The following is a 23186-nucleotide window of genomic DNA, read 5'->3' as shown; positions in this document are numbered from 1 at the left end:
CAGCCTTTTGTTTTTAAGCCATTGCAGGGCGCGATTTATAATACTGAATACACCCTAGTTGTGCGGCATTAGTCAGTAGAATCATTACAAAGGTCAGTATGTGAGACACACTCGGTGTCGTCATAGCAAGCTCGGCAGCAAGGCCGCAGCTTCCAGCAACAAACTGTAGGCTAAAGTAGCGCGCACTTAAATTACTAATATCACCACTTTTAATGGTTTTATAAGTCTGCGGCATAACACGAATAGAGCTCATGACTAAACCTACATAGGTTAGCCAGTTAAGCACTGTTGCTGTTTCATAATGAGGGTTAAGCAACAAACCAAAAGGCACGACCGACATGGCTAATAACCCAGCTAACTGCATGCGTTGCTTTCGCGCAGCGTTGTAACGAACAAAGTAGTAAAGAATCACACCACTTAGCATGCCGGTAACAACAAACGGCAAAACCATGTAAAAACGCTGAAAAAACAGGTTAAAGGTGATGAAATATAAACTTTGCGCAACACCAAAGCTCATCATTAACAGCGAAACGCCCGACACACTGCGATTTTTACGGATCTTATTTAAAAGCGGATAAAAGCTAAACGCTAAAATAAAGCATGAAATAATCGGCAAAAAGTGCGCCAAAACAGACCTCTCTCGTTACAATTTAGTTAATAAGTTAGCAGTTTATAAATCACCAATAAAATTACAGTAAACACCTGTTTTTAAAGCGATTTAAAAGAGCGCGGCATTGTAATGAGAGCGTTTTAGAATGCAATAAAGAATAAAAAATAAACAACAGTCTATTGGCAAGATATCCGTACAAGCTGTTTACAGCTGATGACACTAACGACTAACTTGAATAATTAATGTGATCTGGGTACATTGATTAAATAGTGCTCAGGAGGGTTAAGCCATGAAGTCAATTTTATATGCGCTTGTTTTAAGTACTTTTTTAGTTGGATGCAAGAGTACAAAACAACAACCAACGCCACCACCGAGTGTGGCCAGCTTACTCAATGCAGCACACTTTAAACACGTTGAACTTAGCGACCCAGAGCTTTTTACGCTCCCTGCAGATGAGAAGAAACGTTTTCTTGATTATTTTACCAAGCGTCAGGGTAGTGATTTAAGAGATGACCAAATCCTATATCGCTATTTAGAGAATAAGCTCACCAATTTTAATTACTTTAGCGCCACACTTAATGCCCAGCAGACTCTTCAAGGTCATCAAGGTAACTGTATTAGCTTAGCAATTTTAACCCATGCTTATGCTCAACTAGCAGGACTTCAAACAAGCTTTCAAGCGGTCTCCAGTGAGCCTGTTTATAGCAAACAAAATAACATCGTGTATGTATCGGGCCATTTTCGCACCAAAGTCTACGCCCCTTTAAATGAGGACGATAATTACTTGGTGCCGCCAGGCACAGTAATCGATTACTTTCCTGCTCGTGGTAGTTTTTACTCTGGCCGCGCTGAATTAAAAGACTTAATTAGCCGTTATTACAGTAATTTAGCTGCAAAAGCACTGGCCTTGAAACAATTCGACTTAAGCTATAGTTATATATTAAAAGCCAATGAATACACCCCAAATGCAGCAGCACTTTATAATCTAGCTGCCGTTTTACATCGCCAAGCGGGTGATTTAGCTGGAGCAAAACATATTTATCAAACAGCAATGCAGCATGGCTTTAGCGATACAAATTTACTACATAATTACGCAGTGCTGGCCGAGCAACTGAATGATCAGGTTTTGGCAGAGCAGCTCAATTCACAGTTAGCGATGTTAGAGCAGGATCCATTCGAGTTACTAGCAACGGCAATTAACGCCCGTAACAATGGCAAGCTTTACAAGGCAAAGCAACAACTTGAAGATGCTATTGCATTAGCCCCTTATTTATCTGAACCCTATATAGAATTAGCGATTATTAGTTTTCAGCAAGGTAATGAGCAAAGCAGTAAGGAATGGCTAGAAAAAGCCATTGAGATAGAAAATAAAGACGAAAAACTGGCGCTATATCACGCCAAGCTTTTCGCCTTAAAAGACCAACACTAGGCTATAACGAGTAATAGAAGCTTAGCCAAGCCCGTAAATCATTTTCAAAGTCGTCGCCTTCTACCCGGGCGACGCCAAAATCAAGGTTTACATCGTTTAAACCAGCGGGCCCCATACCAAAGCTAAAGTCTCCTCGCCATTTTAGCCCGTAACTTTGTGCATAGACTCGGTTATCAACTTGATGCTGTTGGTAATAAAGCCAAGGTAATGAATCTTTGTAACTAATGCCCCCGCCATAACCTTTATAGCGGTTACCTGATTGACTAATAAACGGCAACTCAGGGGCAACAACAAAGCCGCTTTGCGTGTCATTATTAATTAAGTTTGACTCATAACCGCCAAGTGCAAGAATACTGTCATCGCGATATTGCTGTGCAAAATTAACATAAACAGGAATATCAAAAGCATAACCGCTCAATACGGTGGCAAAGTTATAGCCCTGCCAATTATTCGAGTTAGCATCACCGGATAACCACTGAGCACTCACAGAATGAGCAAAACCGTATCGCTGTCTATCATGTTGCCATTTTTGTTTAAGTCCAAGGGTTAACCATTGATCATCCCCCTTACTAAAATCACTGTAGTTATAGCTCAAACTCGGTGTAATACTAAGCTGCTGAAACTGCAACGGGTAGCTCATGGCTAAATGCGCCCCAGTGTTACTTATATTCACCGGTATTTGTGAATGGTACTGTTTTGCTGATTCAAGGTCGTAATCAAATAACAGCGCTTTAAATTTTAAATCAAACGCTGAGTACTTAGCGGCCGTGAACACCCCTTCCAATGCTTTGTCATGTAAATCAACACTGTAGCCTGCTTGTAAATCAAGCTGCTTTAAAAAGTCGTTACTTTTGACCCCAAGGGTAAGCAGCGAAGATGATGCCGAGTAATACTGAGATGCCAATGAAAAGGTGGGTTTTTGCTGCCAAATATCATAATCGGCTGGCTCAGTTGGGCTTTGCGGGTAGATTTTAGCCTCAGGTAATACTTCGCTCGTTACCTGACCTCGTGGTGGCTCCGCACTTTTAGCAAATTCAACAACCTCTAATCCTTGTGGTTGCTCAATAAAATGCTTGATATTCGGCCCTTCAGCTGTGATCGATAAATACAAAAGTTCACCATTATTCATTGCCATTGGGTGTGCAACAGCTTCTTGGCCTTGCGTTAATTGTCGTAGTGAATTGCTTTGTATATCATAATGATATAAATCGAGAGCGGCATTTTTACCGGCAACAAAATAAAGCCCTTTGCCATTGGCTTGCCAATTAGGTTGTGACACATACTGATAACCATCAGGCATAGGCACTGCTATTGATTGCTGAGAGTTTACATCTTGTATATACAACTGCCAATTAGCATTCAATGTCGCTTTTAAATAGGCAAGTTGTGTTTTATTAGGGCTTAGTAATGGATAGTCATAAACCGTTTCTAGGCTTTTCTCAAATAAAGGCGTAGCGACACCCGTATTGAGGTCAAGGCGCACTAGCTCCGAGAAACCATGCTTCGTTTGCTCAGCATAAACCGTTTGCCCGTTATCACTGATACTAAAGCGGCGCAGCCCTGCATGATGGGTCAAAGCGCTCACTTTACCTGTGTCGATATCATAACGGTATAAATCAGAAATACCTTGAATGGAGCCTTTAGCAACAGTTGTTGTGGCGGTGAAAAACAATGTATTTTCGTCTAACCACTGCGGGTTTTTTATACCCTGCCTATTAATTTGGTGAAGCACATGTTTTTGCTTTCGTTTAAAAACACTGGGGGCTTTATCTGCAATATCAGCAGGGTCATCATCGAGTAACGCTTGTTGCTGCTTTGCAAAATCATCGGCAGCCTGTTGATTGTCATCAGTGCTATAAATGACTAAACGGGTTTCGTCATCTTTGTTGCGCTCGACAATGGCAAGCTTACTGTTATCTAAACTTAAAACAGGGTTCGAAGCGTATAGATCAAGCTCCAACCAAAGCTTACTTGTAAGTGTTTGCTCACTTACCTCTTTAGCCATTGCTTTATAAGTATATTCTGCAATAAAACGGCGGTAGAGGCGTTCAGGTGAATCGCCAAATACTCCGCTAAAGGCCTCATTAAAATCACGCGCTTTAACCGCTTGCATGCGCGTCCAAACTGCATCAAGGGTTTGCGCTGAATAGTTCTCTTCGAGCCAAGCAAGAAAGCGAGATCCCATTAAATACGCCATTGAGCCAGCTAAATAGCCCCCTTCGGTACTACTTAATTGGCTATATTGTGGCAATGCACCTTGCTGGGCAAATTCAACCAGTATTGCCTCTGAAAGGTTATCGTATAAACGACCCCGCCCTGTCATTTTCGACTCCAGCAGCGTTGCATACCCTTCAGCAGCCCAGCGAGGCATTTCGCCTTCAACTAAGTCGTAAATATCCCAACTATTACGAATAGCTTGGCGCACGTCACTTCGAGTAGGCTGAGCAAGGTGCACCAAATGAATATATTCGTGCAAAATTAATAACTGCTGCCAACCATCGGTGTTAGAAATCACCGTGTCGGATTGTGGAGGCGTGGTAAACAAAGCCATTAGAGGTTTGTTAGTCACCGGCAAAGCAAAGCCATTGGAGGCGTTAAATGGGTCAAAAACCAGAACATCGACCACTTCATCAAGAGCACGGTTTTGCTGTTTTAGTACCTTATCGCGAACAATTTCAAGCTCTGTTGCTGCTGAACGGGCCCATTGCTGATTCTCAGTACTAAAATGCACATTAAAGTGCTCGGTATGAATAGTTTGCCAAGTCTCTTGGCTTGAAGCGTGGCTAGCAGCAAGTAGTGCCGCAGTTAACAGGGCTTTTTTCATCACAATCCTTGATTAGCAAGTTACTTAATTTAAGGATTAGTATGCGATGCTTTTTAAAAAGGCTGAAGTTAAAAAGTGTAAGAAATTACTCGATTTTAAGTGGGCGAACCAAGCCTAGTAATTGATAAATAATAAAAATAGTCACGGCAAACATCAGGCTACTTCTTAATGCACCGAGCCCCGCAATGACCAAAGCTGCGGTTACGAGTAAAGCAATTGCTGTAACGGCAACACTCACACATAAGCCCTTACACTCCTGCTGCGAACGTGCATAACAAAGTAAGGCAACAACACCTGAAATAGCTAAAATAGGTAGTAAATAAATCATTGCGCACCCGTGATTATTGACGTTGCGCTAGTATACCTCGATATTAAAATGAGTCAATGATATTGAGAATTGTTTTCATTTAAAACCAATTCCGCTCAACACCTTCTATTTCATATAGGGCGAAATCAGCAAACTGCTCAGCCAGCTCTGCTTTTAAGTAAGGCATTGATACAGAACCAGAAGCTAGTTGTATATACAAGCTTTTAAGCTGTGATCGGCGCATTAAATAAGTGCTTATTGTAGTGACGCTTTGCGCTTTATAGATTTCAAAAACACGATACTGCACACCCAGCATACCGGTTTTAAATACGGCAAAAAAACGACCGTCATGTTGATACATAGCCAAACCCGTTTTTTGATAATTCAAAAACACACCGATCATCAAAACTAAGCCTACGACACTGCTCCACAGCATCGTAACAGCATCAAATAAGGCGTTGAAAATTAAAGCAGAAAATACAGTTGGCAGGATCACATAGAAAAACGTATTTTTATAAAGTAAAGCTCGCTCAGGCTTAATAAAGTTAAGCTCTGTTAAATCAACAAACCATGGAAATAACCAGCCACACACGGCTTGCACTTGCTCTTTAGTGATTACTGGCATCACTAACGTTTGTTTATTTTTATGTGCCGCAACCCCCGCAGCCATACCACCACTACTCACTTGTGGGCAAATTAAGGTATAGCGATTAAGGAGCCTAGCAATAATATTTTGTTTGATTTGCACACTTTGAATTTTCGACACGCTGATCGAGAGTTGCTGGCGCTCAAATAAGCCTGCCACACGCTTAAACTTATCGTCCTGAAAATACAGCTGAAAGTTAAAAAAGCGCACTAAGGCCATGACAACAGAAAGTAATATGGCACATAAAACAATGGCAACAACCATAATTAACACAGCGATTGCGGCAGCACTACCAACAAAAGCAGCTTGCTCATTCAGTATGGCCTCTAGGCGGTTTATGATGGTTTTTTCGAGGTACTCAAAAATCACATTCATAAATGGAGCAAGTGCGGCCAATGCCAATATTGCCATGTTCGACATCAAACCAAACTTAGCAATTTCAGCATTGCTGATCGTTAAGGTTTTCGGTTTATCTGTTGCTTCGCTCTGCTCAACAGGTAGCTGCTCTTGCTGTTGTAACTGAGCTTTAAATTCCATAACTTGTTCACGAACTTGCTCGGCATAGCTAAGCTTAACTCCCGGGATCACAGCTTCTTGAGCACTACTACCGGCGGCATCGAAAATACAATTAACTAAATTAACTGGCTGAAAATAAAAAGGCTCGGCAATGTTTACGTTCTGTACTCGAGCAAATTTTAGGGTTAGCCGCTCTTTTTTAAATACCCCTTTATTGAGCAGTATTTCGTGACCATCTGTTATGCGGTATTTAAAATTTTGATAATAAGCAAAGGCATACAGCACTAAAACTAAAGAGGCTACGGCAACAGCTATTTGCCCCCAAAACAGCTTTTGCTCAACTTGCGTAACAAATAACACCAAAATTGGCAGTAAATTAAGTAGCCCATCTTTTATGAAGCGCAGTGCAAAGTGAACAATAAAATACAGTAGCGCCCATGGCGACACACGTTGCCATTGTTGATCACTCATCGGCAAGCTCATTTTCTTGAGTTGCTGCATTATCACCATAACTTTGCACGAACTGGCGAACATCATTGCATTGTTCGTCCGTTAACCCACTGATATGTAAATCAGCACTCATACCACCCGCACTGTAAAGCCTGAGTGTTGCGAGTCCTAACTTTCGCTCAATTGGGCCGCGATGAATTTCGGTGTGTTGCACGCGAGAAATAGGCAATAAGGTGATTTGTTGCCAAATTAAACCTCGCTTAAAGGCAATGTCATGCTCTCTTACTGCCACCCCTTTAGCGCGAACGCTGTAAAGGTTGTAAACCATCGACAGTATTACCAACAACGGCAAAACCAGCAGCCAAGGTGTGGCAATAGCTTCGCTAACGGCAGGATTAAAGTGCCGTACAGCAATAATCACGGCCATTAGAGGCACATAAAACAAAAACCAATTTAGTTGTACATGCCATATCGCATTATCTGCAAGTGGTTGAAATTGAATCGTTTGATGCTTTGGAAGGGTTTCTATTTGTTGATTACTAAACACGGTAATTCCTTGTAAAGGCCAGCGGTGCCGGCCTTACGTGCTAACACTGAGTTGTTATATGTTATAAATTATACCCAGCGTAGTTTTGTTGCAAGTGTATGGCTTGCTCCAGGTGCAAGTTCAACACTATCATCAAGGACATTAGCCGCTTCTAAACACAGCATGACGTGATATTCATCATCAGCAAAATTAGAAAGACGTTTTGATTTATCTATCCATGGGTTCCAAAGTACACAGGATGTTGAATTTTCGCGGCCTACTTCAATAATGCCATCAGGTGTAATGATACGCTGAGTGTCTTTTGCTTCGGTGTAAACCATATCTGTTTCACGCGCGAACGACACTAATTCATTTTGCTCAAATGGACCTTCAGCAAATTCAATGTATTTCGCGCCTTGCAGACCATCTACTTTTGTTTCTTCAATTGCTGGTGTTGGGAAGTACGTGTGCAGTGCTTGAGTAAACTGTACTGTTTGGTTATCTAAGTTCGTGGTTGTTAAACGCATCTCTAAGCTAGAGGTTAAAATAAACTCAGCCAATAACTTAGTTTTATAAGGCCAATACTTTTCATCAACTTGCGTCATCGGCAATGACAAACTGATATAAATAGAATCGTCTTGTTCTTTCACTTCTTCTGCGCGCCATAAACTTGTGCGAGCAACACCATGAGCTGGCCAGCCTTCATGTTGGCTTACTCCGAACCATGGCCAACAAATCGGAATACCGCCTCGCACACCTTTGCCTTCTTGGTAATCTTCTAATTCTGAGACCCATAATAGTGACTTTTTATCGGTTGGCGTGAACTCAGTGATCTGCGCACCTTGCAGAAAAATAGTTGCGCTACAAAACTCACTAGCAATTTTAATAAATTCAAGCCCGGTTTCACTTTGCTCAATCGTAACTGATGGCGATAACTTCATAATTCGTCCCATTTAATGAAAGAAAAATCCACCTTACCCAATGCAGTGGCTTTTAGTAAATAATATTTAGTTATTTGTATAAATTGTTTTACTACAAAGTGATGGTGTCACCTCGTAGTTGCATTTTAAGTGTTAACAACAATTACTCTATCTAAATTTTAACTTTTGCTTTTTAATTTCTGCTCTAATTATTTTAAAAGCATAAAAACAACCTTTATGGCCATAAATTATAAGCAATATAGTCATTATTTATTTGAACTCAATTTATTAGATGTGTAAAATTTTTTGATTGCGGTTGCTCCACGCCGCCTTATTTAAGAGACAGAAACATGCAAAAGTATGACGAGCTACTAGTGTCGCTGCGTAAAGTGATCAGAGCCATCGACCTTCATTCAAAACAGCTCAATAAAACCTCTGGCTTAACAGGCCCACAATTACTGATTATGAACGAGGTTGCACAAACCGATGGCATAACCGCTAGTCGCATTGCACAAAATGTAAATCTAAGCCCAGCGACGGTTACTAACATCTTAGACCGTATAGAAAACCGTAACCTGATCACTCGTGTACGTAGCCAATTAGATAAACGCCGAGTTAGTTTGCATCTCACAGAAGCGGGTAAACAGCTACTAGATCAAGCACCTCAGCCTCTGCAAGAACACTTCATTGAAAAGTTCTCAGCACTCGATGAGTGGGAGCAAAGCTTACTACTTTCATCAATGCAACGTATTGCCGCAATGATGGATGCAGATCAGCTTGATGCTTCACCTCTGCTTGAAGTTGGCGCAATCACCAAGACATTAGAACCACAGTAAAAATTAAAACTGATTGATTAATATTAATTTTCTGTGTCTAGTCTTGGGTTCAGCATGATTATCAACTATGCTTGGTAGTACCCATTCCAACACTAGCGAAAATTCATGCTTAAACTATCAAAGTTAGCCCTCGCAATAGCCTTGGGCACAACTTCAAGTCTTAGTCAGGCATCTGAAATTGATGACCTTCAAAAGCAGCTGCAATTGCTGAAACAGCAAATGCAACAACTGCAAAGCAAACTTGATGCTGCCGAAGAAAAATCGCAGCAACAAGCCGAAAAACAAGCGCAGATTGATGCACAAGTAGCAAAACAGCAAAAGCAACTTGAGCAACAAACAGCAGCTGTTGAAGCTCCTAAAAAAGAATCTGGCATTAAGGTCGGGGGTGCAGTACGTACCAACTTCAGCCATACATCTTATAACGATGGTAATAAAAACCGCGGTGGTGACTTTGATTTTGACATCTTCAGGCTAAATTTTGCAGGCGATGTCGGTGATGTGCAGCTTAACGCTGAGATCCGTTTTTTCGATTACATGACTGCAGTTAAGTATGCCTATGCAGCCTATGACTTCGCCGAAGACTGGCAGGTACAGGCAGGTATTACCAAAGTGCCCTTTGGTAACTGGCCTTATAACTCACACAACTACTTCTTTGGCACCACTTACTATATTGGTCTTGAAGATGACCACGATCTGGGTGTGCTATTCAAGCGCAAAATTGCTGACAACTGGCAAATTGATCTTGGCTTTTTCAAAAATGATGAGCTAGGTGGTGTTGATGGTTACGTAAGCGACAGAAGCGACCGCTACTCATATGATGTTGTTGGTTTCCGCTCAGCTGATGAAGGTGTATATGCCGAACCAACCAATGCGATTGGTGAGTACAACACCTTCTCTGGTCGTTATGGCTATCATTTTGAGCATGACGGCGGCACCACCGAGCTAGGTATTTCTGCGTTATCGGGTGGCTTGCATGACGGTGAAGATAAAGCCGGCGATTACTACGCTTGGGCTGTGCACTTAAACAGTACTATTGGTCCATGGAATTTCCAGCTCCAGCATGGTGAGTATAACTACGATATCGACAACGTCGACCGTATGGCCGTGGGTGCTTATGCGTTTTACGATAGTATTGCCGCAGAAGCGACCATGACTAATGCTAATATCGCTTACAGCCTGCCTGTAGAGTGGGGGCCGGTAACAAACCTGCAGTTTTATAATGACTACGGCATCATTTATGACAAGTCAGATAACAGCGAAGATACATGGATGAATGTAACCGGTGTATCTGTTGCCGCAGGTGGCTTATTCACTTACTTTGATTTTGTACAAGCGAAAAACCAACCATTTGTTGGTGGTTCAATTGCTGGCGACAGCGACGAGACTGAAACCCGCTTCAATATCAATATAGGTTATTACTTTTAGTAACCCTATTGCTCCATACACCTATTTAGCCCAGCCTTGCGCTGGGCTATTTGTCACACCTCAAACCAGTTACAAATGCAAACGAAAACTATTGCCATTTAGTTGGCTGACAGCTAGTATCCTTTTCCTTTTTAAATTACCTAAAAAGGTGACTTTTGGAACGCTATTACGCTGAAGTTTTAAATTACATTTCACGCTCCGTTGGCTGTAAAGAAAAGGCGCAAAACATTGTACAAGAAGCCTACTTAAGGATACTGAATCATAAGAAAAACAATCCAAATCATGATTCAACCCAGCAGCGTGCTCTATTTTTTACTACAGCAAAAAACATTGTTATCGATCAGTATCGTAAAAAGCGAAAAGTAACCGAAGAGGTTGAACTAGATCTTATTGCTCCCGCTGACTTTGAGCCAGAATCAAAACTCGCGGCACAGCAACAACTCAAGCAACTTTACCAATGCATTGAACAGCTGCCGCAAAAAACAAAACAAGCCTTTGTACTTTATAAGTTTAAAAATCTTAGCCAACATCAAATTGCATCGCAAATGAACATTTCTGTTAGTATGGTTGAAAAGCACCTAGCAACAGCCATGATGTTATGCCGTGAAACACTGAATAGAAAATAGGAAAGTATACAATGGACCGTCAGCAAACATTATTGCAAGAGCAAGCAAATAAGTGGCTAGAACAGCAAAAGTGTGGCTTTACTACAGAACAAGAAGAGCAATTTCAGTACTGGCTTTCACTAAACCCTGATCACAAGGCTATTTTCGAAGAAAGTAAACAAATAGACGGCTTGTTAGCACAGTTTTCAGAACAAGAAATCGAGAACCTATCTACATCAAAAGTCTTTCGTTTTTCACAAGCAAATGTATGGATGGCAACAGCAGCATGCTTAGCGATATTCATGATAAGCCTGATCAGTTTCACATTATTGCCCCATACTGAAAGCAGCGATTACAGTGCTCAATATAGCTCAGCAGTTGGTGAGCACCTTAAAGTAAACCTACCTGAAGGCTCTAAGCTATATTTAGATGCACAAACAAACCTAAACATTAATTTTAATGAGCACATTCGCTCTAATACCTTAGTAAAAGGGCGAGCCTTATTTGATGTCACGACAAACCCCAAGCGACCATTTATCGTCAATACAGATACCACTAAAATAACCGTGTTAGGTACTAGGTTTACAGTCGATAAAAAACCATTAAACACTCGCATTCTCGTCTCGCATGGTAGAGTCAAGGTTCAAAGTAATCAGCATATCGTTGAACTAATACAAGGTCAGCAAGCTTATGTTAATGAGCAAGGTATCTCTGTTGAAAATATCAACCCAACTCTTATTGATGCATGGCAACATGGGCGACTAATTTTTGACAACACACCTCTCAATGAAGTTTTTGTAGAGTTCCACCGATACCATAACAGAGAATTTAAATTTGCCAGTAATGAATTGAGCCAACTACCTTTGTCTGGAACATTTAATGCCTCAGAATTGGATAATTTTTTAAAATTATTACCCCATGTAGTTCCTGTTAAAATAAAAACAGAAAAAGATCAGATAATTATAAACAAACTATAATTTATAAAGTTTTTATTGAGGGATTCTCATTCTCATTCGTTTTCATTTTAGTTAGTTAATTACTTGGATGTAAATGAATGAAAACCCCTTACTCTTTAACCACTAAATTATCACCTTTGGCATTTGCACTTGGGTTAGCCCTAAGCGCTCCCCTTGCCGCTCAAGATAGAGCGGTATTTACTTTTAACATTGCTGAGCAATCATTAAGTAACTCACTTAACCAGCTAGCACAGCAAGCGAACATGAACCTTATTGCTGATGCAAAAATATTAGAAGGTATTGTCGCTCCTTCAATACATGGCCAAAAATCAGTATATGATGCTTTAGAAGTCGCTCTTAAGAATACAGCTATTCGAGCAGAAGTAATCGATAACAGTATTGTTATAAAGTCGACCAATTCAAAAAACTCAACCTCTTCTACTACCGGTAAAGACAGCGCTGTCTCTAATGATTTAACAGAAAAACAAAAAGATATAGAAGTTATCGTAGTAAAAGGTACGCAATTAAAAATAACTCGAGAAGAGATGGACCGCACAAGCGGCCTTTCAAACTCTGATATTTTTTCAACTTTTTCAGGAATTGAGGCGAATAATATTCGTAACGAAGCAGGTGCATTAGACGTGGGCATCCGAGGCGTACAGGGTGAAGGCCGAGTTCCCATTTTTATTGATGGTAGCTTACAGTCTACTCACACTAACCGCGGTTATATGGGCACCTCTGATCGCACTTACATTGACTCAGACCTGATCAGTACAGTGAATGTCGAAAAAGGCCCTACGGCAAAAGCCTCACCATTTAGCGCAGGCGCTATCGGTGGCACAGTCAGTATGAGCACTTTAAATCCTGCTGATATTTTAAAGGAAGGTCAAAATTTAGGCGCATTAGTAAAACTAAAAACATACAACAACAACTCCATGCCAAAAGTAAGTGATGACCCTGTAGAGCAAGAGTATTACCAAGTAGCGCCAAGCCATAACAGTACAGACTTTGAAAACGGGTCAATGGTTCTAGCTACAGCTTATAAAAATGATGACTTCAGCGCAGTATTTGCTTTTAGTGACAAAAAGGTCGGCAACTACTTTGCTGGTAGTAATGGTTATGAAGATTTTGTTGAAGTTGTTGAGGGTTGGCTGAGTACTTTTGAAATTCACCCTCCGGTATCACCTGGCGCAGAAGTCGTTAATACGAGCTTTGAAAGTGAATCTTACTTAGCTAAATTTAGTTATGAGTTTACCGATGAACACACTCTCGAAGTCAATACCCGCCATCATCAACAAGCCGCAGGGGAAATGCTCGCTTCTTATTGGCACAAATATGAAGAAGGTGATTACCGCCGCCTACCTGACGGCACATGGGAAGAAATTCCTGCAGGTGAAGAGGCAATGCCACAATGGCAACTTGGTACAGCACATGTAAATAGTATCAGTGCTATTTACCACTACTTACCAACGAACAACTCACTTATCGATTTGAAAGTGAACCTTTGGAACACGCATGCAAAATTAGATCAATACAATGCATTGGCAAGCAACCTAGGTTCAAACGCATTACAATATACCCACCAGTATGCAAATACTCGTTCAGGCTTTAGTGCTTATAATGTATCAAGCTTTAAAATTGCCAGCCAGATCCCTACAACCTTAACCACTGGCTATGCGTGGCAGTCTGAAGAATTAAAACCAAAAGAAGGTTATGAAGACACCTTCTATACAAAATACCCTACATCACGTGATGGTAAGCGAACCTCAAATAGTTTTTTTGCTAATGCGCAATTAGATTTTAATGACTTAGAACTACTACTAAACATGAACCTTCATGATGCCAAAATTGAAGACCGCCAAGCTGAATTAGAGCATAACTTTGATGCTAAACTAGATTTAACCTTGCAAGCTTCATATCTTCTGATTGGCAACACATTTGTATCTGCTAAGTATAGTAAGGCATATCGAATGCCGAGTTTATACGAGGGAACCGTTTCTAATGAGGTGTTTTCTTTCTCACCCGGCTACCCAATTACTCCTGAGCGAACAAATTCATACGAATTGAATATTGAAAGCACATTTAGTGACATCATCGCAACCAATGATAACTTTACTTTCAATTTCAGCCTATTCCACACTGAAATAAAAGATATGCTTGCTACGGCGAACCTAGCCAACAAGGATCCTGAAGCGTATTCTTGGCAACGCACCTATGCATTTACAAACTATGACTCATTCACCCTTCCCGGTATCGAGTTAAAACTAGATTATAAAAGTCAGTACCTCTATGCATCTGCATCAATGATCAATTACCAAGACGTAGAGATGTGTTCAAATGAATTGGCAGATATTGGCGGTGCTGAACGTTGTAATAGTGAAGGCTTTTTAGGCAGTTTAACCCCGTTGCGAATTCCTCCAGAAAAGAGTTACATCGTCAATATCGGTGCAACCTTGTTTGAGGATTCATTAGATACAGGTTTTATTTATAAAAAGCATACCGATAAGCGCCACCCTGGCGGCTTCTTATCATCAACAGGTGTTGATGCACTTGAGTATATCCCATCTGGTTATCAATTAGATTTTTACCTTGATTACACGTTCAACGAAAGCCTGAGTGGCTATGCATCTGTAACTAATCTAACTGACCAATATAAAGTTTCAACGGGTTCTATTGTCGCCATGCCCGAGCCTGGAAAGACCATTACTCTTGGCCTAGAAATCAAACTTTAAGTTCTTATTTTACCTTATACATTGCAGCGATCATTTTTCACTGCAATGTGCTTTATCTATGGAGTAAACATGTCTCTTACCATTACTGAACATTCTCGATCTCAAGCACTAAAAACAGCAACGACTGATGTGCACAATAATGTCGATAAAAGCATCATGGCCCAAAACCCATTTGCCGATACAAGCAGCTATCTATTATTTTTAAGTTTACAGTACAACTTCTTGAAAGATGTTAGTGCATTATACGAACACCCAGAACTTGCTAAGCATATAAATGATCTAATCGCACGTCGTCGCTTGTCTTTATTAGAACAGGACTTTCAAGACCTGAAATACGCATTACCAGAAACCCCTTTAGAACCTTCTATCACCCATGAGACAGATTTTGCTACCGCTTTAGGTTGGCTCTATGTTGTTGAGGGCTCAAAAGTTGGAGCTGCTATGCTTGGTAAGCAAGTAGAGGCACAGCTAAACTTCGATGCTAACCATGGCGCTCGATATTTGAAAGGACCTGGAGCAGGTCGAGGAAGTGCATGGCGAGAACTCACACAACTAATAGACACGTTAGAGCTAACACAAGACCAAGAAGCTGCTCTAATTGAAGGTGCTCGCCAAGCCTTTGCACGTTTTCAACAATTTCAAAGCCAAGTGTATTCATGAAATTTAACCTTCGACTAATAAGGTACAAACAAACCACACTAAAACTAAGTGGGTTTACTTTAGTAGCTCTAGGAGTTGTAGGTATGGCTTTGCCTATTATGCCAACAACGATTTTTTTTATACTTGCCCTAGTGTGCTTTAGTCATGCTTCACCAACACATGCAAAGCAGTTACTTAACCACCCTCGCTTTGGATTAACATTGCGTTTATGGCAAGAAAACAAGGTAATACCTGTCAAAGCAAAGCTCATGGCAGTAACGTGTATATGTTTTAGTTTCTCATTATTAGCCTTAGCAGAACCCGCTCTATGGCTGGTTTTCATGATTGGTTTTATAAAGATTCTTATTGTGACATATATCCTTACACGACCATCAAGCATCGCTTAGTACATACTATAAAGCATGTTGGAACTAAACTTCACAGTCAAACACCTCCATGCTTTTTTACTTTTTAACAATGTAGCTTTGGAATATTGATAAAACGTTACAAACACAAAACAAAGAATATTCAGGTCCGATCTGTACCTTTAGTAAAAACATTTTCTGGATATACAAATGAAAATCATTATTATATAACATCATTCTAAGCCCGATTTATTGTTAAAAGCTGTATAGCAGCTTTGCCTGATTATCACTTAGAAATTATGGGTATAACCCTATGACAACATCAACTACCCCGTGCATTTACTCTATAGACGTTGCAGAGGAACATATTCATGCCAATACTCGAGCTACTTTCTCGAGCTGAAAAGCTAAAACAAGCGATAAGCATCATAACCGATGACATTGATCATCATTTATTAGCGTTAGCGCCTAGTGCTGATTTAGATAACTATAAAAAGTTTTTAACCTTACAGTATGTCTACCAGTTAGAATTAAAAGGCCTCTACGAGCATGCTGGTTTACATCAATATATAGATAACTTACATGATCGTACGCGATTATCTTTAATTGAGCAGGACTTAGATGATTTAAAGCACCCATTACCAAATCATCAACAGCACCCCTGCCGCTTTCAAAATGCCGACTTTGCCTATGTACTTGGTTGGCTGTATGTAATTGAAGGAGCGCAATTTTCTGCAGCTACATTAGGCAAACAGGTGGAAGCTGAGCTAAAGTTAAATAATCAACGTGGTGCACGCTACCTTGCTAAAGCCAGTGAATACTCTAAAGGCTGTCAACTAACTCATCTTATTGATAACCTTGAGCTCTGTGAACAGCAACAAGCCACCTTGATAGAGGGTGCTGAGCAAGCACTGCAACGATTTAAGTTTTATCAGGCTCAACTTTATTGATGAATGTGAGAGCGGCGTTTACCGCCTATAAAAATGGCTGCTATCAATTACTCGGGTTATTGATGGTGGGTTTAGGTATCATAGGTATTGCATTACCTGTGATGCCTACGACTATCTTTTTTATACTAGCATTGGCGTGCTTTACCCGCTCATCACCCAAGCTTTCTGCTTGGCTACTAAACCACCCCAGATACGGCCAACCGTTAAGGTTTTGGCAAGAGCATAAGGTTGTCCCTACCCGTGCTAAGTTATTAGCAGGTTTGGGGATGACTATCGGATATGCTTTTTTACTACAAAGTGCCGCGCCAATTTGGGTGATGTATTTAGTAGCAGTGATTGAATTGAGCGTATTAGCCTATTTAATTAACCGCCCATCTGAGCCCAATAAACCAACCCTAATTCAAGTTAATATAACCACACAGATGCGCTTGATGTTGCTCGCTTGTTTTCTCAGCTCGCAACTAGCAGTTATGGCTTACCTCGCTATTCATTTCTAGCACAAAGAAATGTAAAGAACGTAAACCTGCTTGTTATCAGTAATACAAATCATTATCATATTTGTATCTTTAACGAATAAACCGCATTATGTTCTCATTTAACAAACGCAGCTTTTATAGCGTTAGCCGCGCCTTACACATATACCTTTCAACGGCCTTATTCTTTTTGCTTATTTTGTTTTGTGTCAGTGGCATCATTCTTAACCACGTTAGTTGGCTCGAAAATGATAAACATAATGGTCAGAACCAACTACTTGTTTCTGCTGAGTTATTTGAAAAAGCGCAAACAAACCTCGACACATTACCAAGCCTTTACCCTGAAATAGAGCAATACATGCAACAGCAGTTTTCACTCAGCAATGTAAAAAGTATTGAGTGGGAAAAAGAAGATGCCTTGGTAATGCTCGACTACCCGCTTCCGGCTGGTTTTGCCTACGCCGAAATCGATTTTCAAACCGGTGAACTTAATATTGATTATCAAACTGGTGGCTTTATGAGCCTGATAGGCGACTTACACAAGGGTCGCCATACAGGCGAAGCATGGAGCTGGGTGATTGATATCTCAGCTGTTTTGATGATTCTGTTTGCTATTACCGGATTATTTATCCTCTTTCAAAACCGTAAAAAACGTGCCGCAGGTCTATGGTTAACGCTGCTTGGTGTTGCCACGCCTTTGGTTATTTATCTAGTTTGGGTGCCTCAACTTAAAGGAGTATCTTAATGAAAAAAGCCCACTTACTCGTTGCTCTACTAATTGGCTGTTTATTCAGCCCACTGAGCTTTGCAAAAGATCCCAACCTCACCGTTGAATTTACCTTACCTGAGCTAGATGTTTCCCCATATCATCGCCCTTACGTGGCGTTATGGCTAGAAACACCTGAACGTAAACACGTTACCACTATTGCACTTTGGGTCGAAAAAGCTGAATGGTTTAAAGACTTACGTCAGTGGTGGCGAAAAGCAGGTCGTAGCAACGACAGTTTTGATGGTGTAACAGGTGCAACAAAACGCCCAGGCACTTACACCATTGAGTGGCAAGGTAAAGATTTAAAGGGCAACCCAGTTAAACCTGGTAGCTACCTACTAAATGTTGAAGTTGTACGTGAAGAAGGTGGCCGAGATTACACCCGCGTTGAAATCGACTTAACGAAAGACGGCAAAGTCACAATTAAAGGCGAAAAAGAGTTCGCGACTAGCTTTGTTACCATTACCAGTAATTAAGGACAAACAATGAAATTAAAATTATTAAAAACGGCGCTGATCGGCGCCGTGACCTTCACAGCAATTGCATCTGGCTATGCACAAGCACATGCCCGTTGGTTAATGCCATCTCACACTTCTTTATCTGGTGAGAAAACTCACTATGTGATGATCGATGCCAGTATTTCTAATGAGTTATTTAGCCCAGATAAAGCATACCGCCCAAAACAAAAAGGCGCAGAGTATGACGACAACTTATTAATTGCCCTTGCTCCAAATGGCAAGCCGGTTGAAGAAACGATTCGTGCATACTATTTAAAACGCAAAAACTCAGCGGCAGTGAGCTTAACGCAAGACGGTACTTACCATATTGCTATGCAGCAAAAGCCAATGCTAATGACTTTCTATAAAGATAAAGACGGCAATCGCGGCCGTGTTTTCGCAGGTAAAAAAGAAGCAGACCTACCAGCAGGCGCAACCGACGTGCGCACTGTAAAATCAATCGCAACTGTTGATACTTTTGTTAGCCGTAATGGTACTTCTAAGCCAACATTGCTTGGTCAGGGCTTAGAAATTTCAGGCCCTACTCACCCGAACGATCTATTTGCTGGTGAAGAAGCTAAGTTCCAATTACTAATGGATGGCAAACCAGCTGCTGACGTTGAGCTTGCTATTGTTCGTGGTAGTGCTCGCTACCGTAATGAGCGTGACGAAGTTAAAGTAACAACCGATAAAAAAGGTTTCTTTACTGTGACATTCGCTCACGCCGATATGTATTTGATTGAAGCATCTGTTGATCAAAAACCAGCAGAAGCAGATATCGATAACGTTCGTTACTCATTATTCACAACGCTTGAAGTAGCGCCTGAATAATATGCTGATTAGGCCTTAGCAAAGGCCTAATTCGACTTTCGAGGAAAGCTGTAGTCAACCGTGTGATCGCAGCTACCGTCTTTCTCGCAATCATTTACCCCATCACCATCGACATCCCAGCTTGGGTGCATGTCTTTTAATGTATTTTTTAATACCGTGATATCGGCTGTAAATTCACTTTGCTCATCACGGCGCGCAGCATTGCGCATTAGAAACACTCGAATCACATAATCGCCATTATTAGGAATTTTAACCTCGGCATGATCACCTTTTGCCGGGCCAACAAACAAAGCAGTTGGGTTGCCTTTTGGTAAAATATTAAAGTAGTTGCTTAAATTTGATGGAGAAAAATCAACCTTTAAAGTAGTGCCTTTATTAAGGTTAATTTGATATTCCAGCATCTCATAACCTTTAATTGTGTCTTTAACTTGCCAGCTTTGCTGCACCGCAATATCTGAAGCTAGCAACTCATAATGACGACTATTTGGTAAATTTTGTTCGGCAAACACTAAGCTACTTGTAGCCACCGAAAAACAAAACCCTATTAATAACAACAACTTCATATTCAACCTCCTTTTAAATTCTTTTTTAAAGAATGATAAACGCTAATTATACAATTTTTAATTCTTTTAAAGTGAACTTATAGTTACTCCATCGCAGACACACTGCTTAACTAAACAGGATACCTACTATGAAACTTTTTACTTTAATCTCAGCTCAACCACACTTACAAAATATTAGCACTTTATTGGCACGTATTGGTTTATCGGCCATCTTTTTACTAACCGGCTTTAGCAAAATAGAATTCTTTGATGCAACAGCACAGTACATGGCATCAGTAGGTTTACCAGAGTTCTTACTGCCGTTTGTAATTGCCTTTGAAATTGTTGGCGGGTTATTTATTTTACTGGGCTTTTTAACACAACTTACCGCTGTCGCTTTTGCTGGTTTCAGCCTAGTTAGTGCTTTGTTATTCCACTTTCAGCTTGATGATCAAATGCAATTTTTAATGTTCTACAAAAACATTGCAATGGCAGGCGGCTTTTTAGCATTAGCCAGTGTTGGTGCAGGCAAAATCAGCCTAGATCAACTAGTGTTAAAACGTAGTCAGGCATAACATTTATCCCAGCCAATAACCTAGGTTGTTGGCTGAATTTGTTTTTAAGAGGGCGCGAATATGGCAACGTTATTAACAGCAACCAGCCATGATATTGGTGGGCTCGATGTAAAGCGCATCTTGCCTCATTTTGACAAAAAAATGGTTGGCCCATTTATCTTTTTTGACCATATGGGGCCAAATCACTTTCCTCCCGGTGAAGGCATAAATGTGAGGCCTCACCCTCATATTGGCCTATCAACGCTCACTTATTTATTTACTGGCAGTATTTACCATCGCGATTCGCTAGGTAATAGCCTGCAAATAGAACCCGGCGATGTTAACTGGATGACCGCAGGTCGCGGTATAGTGCACTCAGAAAGAGAAAGCCTTGAAGTGCGGGCGAGCGAGCACGACATTAATGGTCTGCAATGCTGGGTTGCTTTACCTGAGAGCATGACCGAAATAGCACCACGCTTTGAGCATATCAAAAAACAGCAGCTGCCTGAGAGAATCGAAAAAGGCGTGCTGATGCGACTCATTGTCGGTGATGCTTATGGCTTAAGCTCCCCTGTGAAAAGCTACTCACCGATGTTTTATGTAGATACTGTAGCCGAGCAAGGTAGCCATATAACTAAACCGCACCCTCATCATGAAACCGCCGTGTATGTTATTTATGGTGAAATTAGTGTGGGTGATACCCGCTATACCCAAGGCGACTTTGTACTACTTGATGACAGTGAACACGAAGTAACGACTCTGGTGCACAGCCGCTTTATTTTACTCGGTGGCAGTAAATTTAATAAAGTCCCGTATTTACATTGGAATTTTGTCGCTTACAGCAAAGAGCGCATCGAGCAAGCAAAACAAGATTGGCAAGCACAGCGCTTTGCTAAAATTCCCGGTGATGAGCTTGAGTATATTGAGTTGCCCTCACCTAAAAAGTAAACTTTTTCAGCATTTACAGGTACTATTAGGTAGTTAAGTAAGCAAAGGAACATCATGCTAAGAATTACGCTAGAACAGTGGCGCATGTTTCGTGCTGTTGTTGAATTTGGAGGCTTTAACCAAGCCTCACAAGGTATTCATAAAAGCCAATCGAGTATTCATAATGCAGTTGGCAAAATTGAATCTGCACTCGATGTAAAGTTATTCAGCATTCAAGGCCGTAAAACCGTGCTCACTGAAGCCGGCGAAATGATGCTGCGCCGTGCTAATTACTTACTTGATGAGGCAGCTAAAGTTGAGGCCATTGGGCAAACCTTGGGTGAAGGTATCGAAAGTAAGTTACGCATTGCTGTTGATGCTATTTTCCCACAACAACTGCTTTATAAAGTACTTAACGACACGTCATCGCAATACCCGCAACTGCGTATTGAGCTGCATGAATCTGTGCTAATGGGGGGCAATGAGCTGCTCGAAAACGATCAGGTTGATATTGCCATTACCGGCTTTCCAATTGCAGCAAACTTTCACGAAGAGTTATGTGATATCGAGTTTATTGCTGTAGCACACCCAGATCACCCCTTGCATGAGATAGAGCGTGAAATCACACTCGAAGATTTAAAATCACACCGCCAAATTGTTGTTCGCGATTCAGCGAATAAGCACAAACAAGATGGTGGCTGGTTAGGTGCCGATCAACGCTGGACTGTTACTCATTTACGCACTTCAATTGATATGATCAGTAATGGACTGGGCTTTGCGTGGTTACCAAAAGTCGCGATAGAAAAACAACTTGCGGCAGGGCAAATGAAAGCACTTAATTTAACCCATAACAGCAGTCGCAGCGCTAAGTTACATTTACTCTTTAAAGACGGTGACAAACTGGGTCCTGCAGCACGCTCGTTTATTGGCGAGTTGCGTTATCAAGTAATGGAAAACCTATAGCTTCAAGGGCGTTTCAGCAATACCTTTAACGCCCGGCTCGAGAATAAACACGCCACCACTGTGCGGGTAATCAGCGAGCACTGAGTCTTCTAGCCCTACTGCCGCAGTTGTCACTGCCAGATGCGTGAGCTCTTCACCTACAAATGCGACACTCGTAACACGCGGTGCGGGTAAGCGAATAAACTGTACTTGCTCACCGTTTGGGGCAAAACGATACACGCCATAACCATTCCATGCAGCAACCCACAGATGATCTTCGCTATCGACGGTCATGCCATCAGGAAAACCCATATTGTCAGTAAAGCGAATAAACTCTTGTTTATCAGCAAGCTCGCCATGCTCATTCAGAGTGAAGCGGTAGATTGTTTGTTTATCTGAGTCTGTAGAATATAGAAACTGGCCATTTTTACTTACCGCAGGCCCATTGCTAATGGTGTAGTCATGATCAACTGCTGTCGGAGCCTGACCATGACCAAAACGGTATAACTTGCCACTATTGGTTTGCTCTTGAGAGTCCATTGAGCCAAAAAAGCCAAAGCCTTGGCGAGACGTTTTACCATCGTTTAAGCGGTTTTGTGAGGGTTCGTGATCGATTGAGTAAAGAAGTTCGCGGCTAAAGTCTTCACTATTAAGCTTATAAACGCCTTTAGCAAAGCCTGCAACTAACTCTGCTTGCTCGGTTTCCATCACCCAACAAATAGGTTCTGGCATAGTAAACTGGCTAACGCGCATCGATTGACACTGCAAACGAAACAAACGCTGCCCTAAAATATCGACCCAAAATAAACAGTTATGTGCCTTAGCAAAATAGGCACCTTCACCTAATTGGCATTGGCTAGAAATGATTACTTTAATGGTGTCATCGAGCATAGGCTTCATTACACAAACTGCTGA

Annotated in this window: 23 protein-coding genes and 1 pseudogene; 16 read left to right on the top strand and 8 right to left on the bottom strand. The window is 41.1% G+C overall.

The features are described 5' to 3' along the window. Window positions 1-13: 13 nt before the first annotated feature. Window positions 14-628, bottom strand: a complete 615-nt coding sequence (locus WA256_RS09195; protein WP_130167355.1) for a PQ-loop domain-containing transporter — start codon at window positions 626-628, stop codon at window positions 14-16. 271 nt (window positions 629-899) lie between these two features. Here WA256_RS09195 and WA256_RS09190 point away from each other — a divergent pair, with 271 nt between their 5' ends. Further along, the gene (locus WA256_RS09190; RefSeq protein ID WP_335990720.1) at window positions 900-2039 is read left to right on the top strand and encodes a tetratricopeptide repeat protein; all 1140 of its coding nucleotides are present in this window, start codon (window positions 900-902) and stop codon (window positions 2037-2039) included. Between the two features lies 1 nt (window position 2040). On the opposite strand, the gene WA256_RS09185 is transcribed toward WA256_RS09190, so the two are convergent. The 5 genes from WA256_RS09185 to WA256_RS09165 all read right to left on the bottom strand — a co-directional run bounded on the left by WA256_RS09185 (window position 2041) and on the right by WA256_RS09165 (window position 8249). Then, window positions 2041-4863, bottom strand: a complete 2823-nt coding sequence (locus WA256_RS09185; RefSeq protein ID WP_335990719.1) for a TolB family protein — start codon at window positions 4861-4863, stop codon at window positions 2041-2043. 85 nt (window positions 4864-4948) lie between these two features. Further along, entirely contained in the window at window positions 4949-5191 is a 243-nt protein-coding gene (locus tag WA256_RS09180) for a hypothetical protein (protein WP_054562962.1), read from the bottom strand. 79 nt (window positions 5192-5270) lie between these two features. Beyond that, the gene (locus WA256_RS09175) at window positions 5271-6803 is read right to left on the bottom strand and encodes a PH domain-containing protein (protein ID WP_335990717.1); all 1533 of its coding nucleotides are present in this window, start codon (window positions 6801-6803) and stop codon (window positions 5271-5273) included. Beyond that, window positions 6796-7329, bottom strand: coding sequence for a PH domain-containing protein (locus tag WA256_RS09170; RefSeq protein WP_335990716.1), 534 nt, complete (start codon window positions 7327-7329; stop codon window positions 6796-6798). Before WA256_RS09170 ends, WA256_RS09175 begins: the two co-directional genes overlap by 8 nt. Before the next feature lie 68 nt (window positions 7330-7397). Continuing rightward, complete coding sequence (locus WA256_RS09165; RefSeq protein WP_335990714.1) at window positions 7398-8249, bottom strand: D-hexose-6-phosphate mutarotase; 852 nt, start codon at window positions 8247-8249, stop codon at window positions 7398-7400. A gap of 329 nt (window positions 8250-8578) precedes the next feature. Between WA256_RS09165 and WA256_RS09160 the strand changes: the two genes are divergently transcribed. The 12 genes and pseudogenes from WA256_RS09160 to WA256_RS09105 all read left to right on the top strand — a co-directional run bounded on the left by WA256_RS09160 (window position 8579) and on the right by WA256_RS09105 (window position 19306). Continuing rightward, window positions 8579-9064 carry a MarR family winged helix-turn-helix transcriptional regulator gene (locus WA256_RS09160; RefSeq protein WP_054562966.1) on the top strand — a complete coding sequence of 162 codons (486 nt, stop codon included), beginning with the start codon at window positions 8579-8581 and terminating at the stop codon, window positions 9062-9064. A 105-nt stretch (window positions 9065-9169) separates the two neighbouring features. After that, on the top strand, window positions 9170-10489 hold the full coding sequence (locus tag WA256_RS09155) for a porin (protein ID WP_335990711.1): 1320 nt from the start codon (window positions 9170-9172) through the stop codon (window positions 10487-10489). A gap of 155 nt (window positions 10490-10644) precedes the next feature. Then, a complete protein-coding gene (locus WA256_RS09150) occupies window positions 10645-11115 on the top strand; it encodes an RNA polymerase sigma factor (protein ID WP_062566333.1) in 471 nt (156 codons plus the stop codon). Between the two features lie 11 nt (window positions 11116-11126). Continuing rightward, on the top strand, window positions 11127-12071 hold the full coding sequence (locus tag WA256_RS09145) for a FecR family protein (protein ID WP_335990708.1): 945 nt from the start codon (window positions 11127-11129) through the stop codon (window positions 12069-12071). A 77-nt stretch (window positions 12072-12148) separates the two neighbouring features. Then, complete coding sequence (locus tag WA256_RS09140) at window positions 12149-14782, top strand: TonB-dependent receptor plug domain-containing protein (RefSeq protein ID WP_335990706.1); 2634 nt, start codon at window positions 12149-12151, stop codon at window positions 14780-14782. A 69-nt stretch (window positions 14783-14851) separates the two neighbouring features. Then, window positions 14852-15442: a biliverdin-producing heme oxygenase gene (locus WA256_RS09135; protein WP_335990704.1), complete on the top strand. Its 591-nt coding sequence runs from the start codon at window positions 14852-14854 to the stop codon at window positions 15440-15442. Further along, window positions 15439-15828 (top strand): YbaN family protein, encoded by a 390-nt coding sequence (locus WA256_RS09130; RefSeq protein ID WP_058586044.1) that lies wholly within the window; start codon window positions 15439-15441, stop codon window positions 15826-15828. The genes WA256_RS09135 and WA256_RS09130 overlap by 4 nt, the downstream gene beginning before the upstream one ends. Before the next feature lie 329 nt (window positions 15829-16157). Beyond that, on the top strand, window positions 16158-16736 hold the full coding sequence (locus WA256_RS09125; RefSeq protein WP_335990700.1) for a biliverdin-producing heme oxygenase: 579 nt from the start codon (window positions 16158-16160) through the stop codon (window positions 16734-16736). Beyond that, a pseudogene (locus tag WA256_RS09120) lies at window positions 16736-17125 on the top strand (YbaN family protein); the annotation flags it as partial. The gene WA256_RS09125 and the pseudogene WA256_RS09120, both read left to right, overlap by 1 nt. 196 nt (window positions 17126-17321) lie before the next feature. Then, entirely contained in the window at window positions 17322-17954 is a 633-nt protein-coding gene (locus WA256_RS09115) for a PepSY-associated TM helix domain-containing protein (protein WP_274167910.1), read from the top strand. Beyond that, window positions 17954-18454, top strand: coding sequence for a DUF2271 domain-containing protein (locus tag WA256_RS09110; protein WP_055198551.1), 501 nt, complete (start codon window positions 17954-17956; stop codon window positions 18452-18454). The genes WA256_RS09115 and WA256_RS09110 overlap by 1 nt, the downstream gene beginning before the upstream one ends. 9 nt (window positions 18455-18463) lie before the next feature. Then, window positions 18464-19306 (top strand): DUF4198 domain-containing protein, encoded by an 843-nt coding sequence (locus WA256_RS09105; RefSeq protein WP_175079643.1) that lies wholly within the window; start codon window positions 18464-18466, stop codon window positions 19304-19306. Between the two features lie 26 nt (window positions 19307-19332). On the opposite strand, the gene WA256_RS09100 is transcribed toward WA256_RS09105, so the two are convergent. After that, window positions 19333-19869 (bottom strand): hypothetical protein, encoded by a 537-nt coding sequence (locus WA256_RS09100; protein ID WP_335990694.1) that lies wholly within the window; start codon window positions 19867-19869, stop codon window positions 19333-19335. Window positions 19870-19997: 128 nt separating this feature from the next. On the opposite strand from WA256_RS09100, the gene WA256_RS09095 reads away from it, so the two are divergent. Genes WA256_RS09095 through WA256_RS09085 form a run of 3 tightly spaced genes read left to right on the top strand, consistent with a single transcriptional unit; the run spans window position 19998 to window position 22292 of the window. Further along, complete coding sequence (locus WA256_RS09095) at window positions 19998-20423, top strand: DoxX family protein (protein WP_054562973.1); 426 nt, start codon at window positions 19998-20000, stop codon at window positions 20421-20423. Window positions 20424-20483: 60 nt separating this feature from the next. Next, window positions 20484-21350 carry a pirin family protein gene (locus tag WA256_RS09090; RefSeq protein WP_335990691.1) on the top strand — a complete coding sequence of 289 codons (867 nt, stop codon included), beginning with the start codon at window positions 20484-20486 and terminating at the stop codon, window positions 21348-21350. A gap of 54 nt (window positions 21351-21404) precedes the next feature. After that, a complete protein-coding gene (locus WA256_RS09085; RefSeq protein WP_054562975.1) occupies window positions 21405-22292 on the top strand; it encodes a LysR family transcriptional regulator in 888 nt (295 codons plus the stop codon). On the opposite strand, the gene WA256_RS09080 is transcribed toward WA256_RS09085, so the two are convergent. Continuing rightward, on the bottom strand, window positions 22287-23171 hold the full coding sequence (locus WA256_RS09080) for an SMP-30/gluconolactonase/LRE family protein (protein ID WP_304635948.1): 885 nt from the start codon (window positions 23169-23171) through the stop codon (window positions 22287-22289). The two genes, WA256_RS09085 and WA256_RS09080, sit on opposite strands and share 6 nt — an antisense overlap. Window positions 23172-23186 lie beyond the last annotated feature (15 nt).

It is taken from the genome of Pseudoalteromonas sp. CH_XMU1449-3 (assembly GCF_037027245.1).
In the GTDB taxonomy this organism is placed as follows: domain Bacteria; phylum Pseudomonadota; class Gammaproteobacteria; order Enterobacterales; family Alteromonadaceae; genus Pseudoalteromonas; species Pseudoalteromonas shioyasakiensis.
The sequence above is the reverse complement of the archived record's forward strand: the minus strand, read 5'-3'. Positions and strand labels throughout refer to the sequence as shown.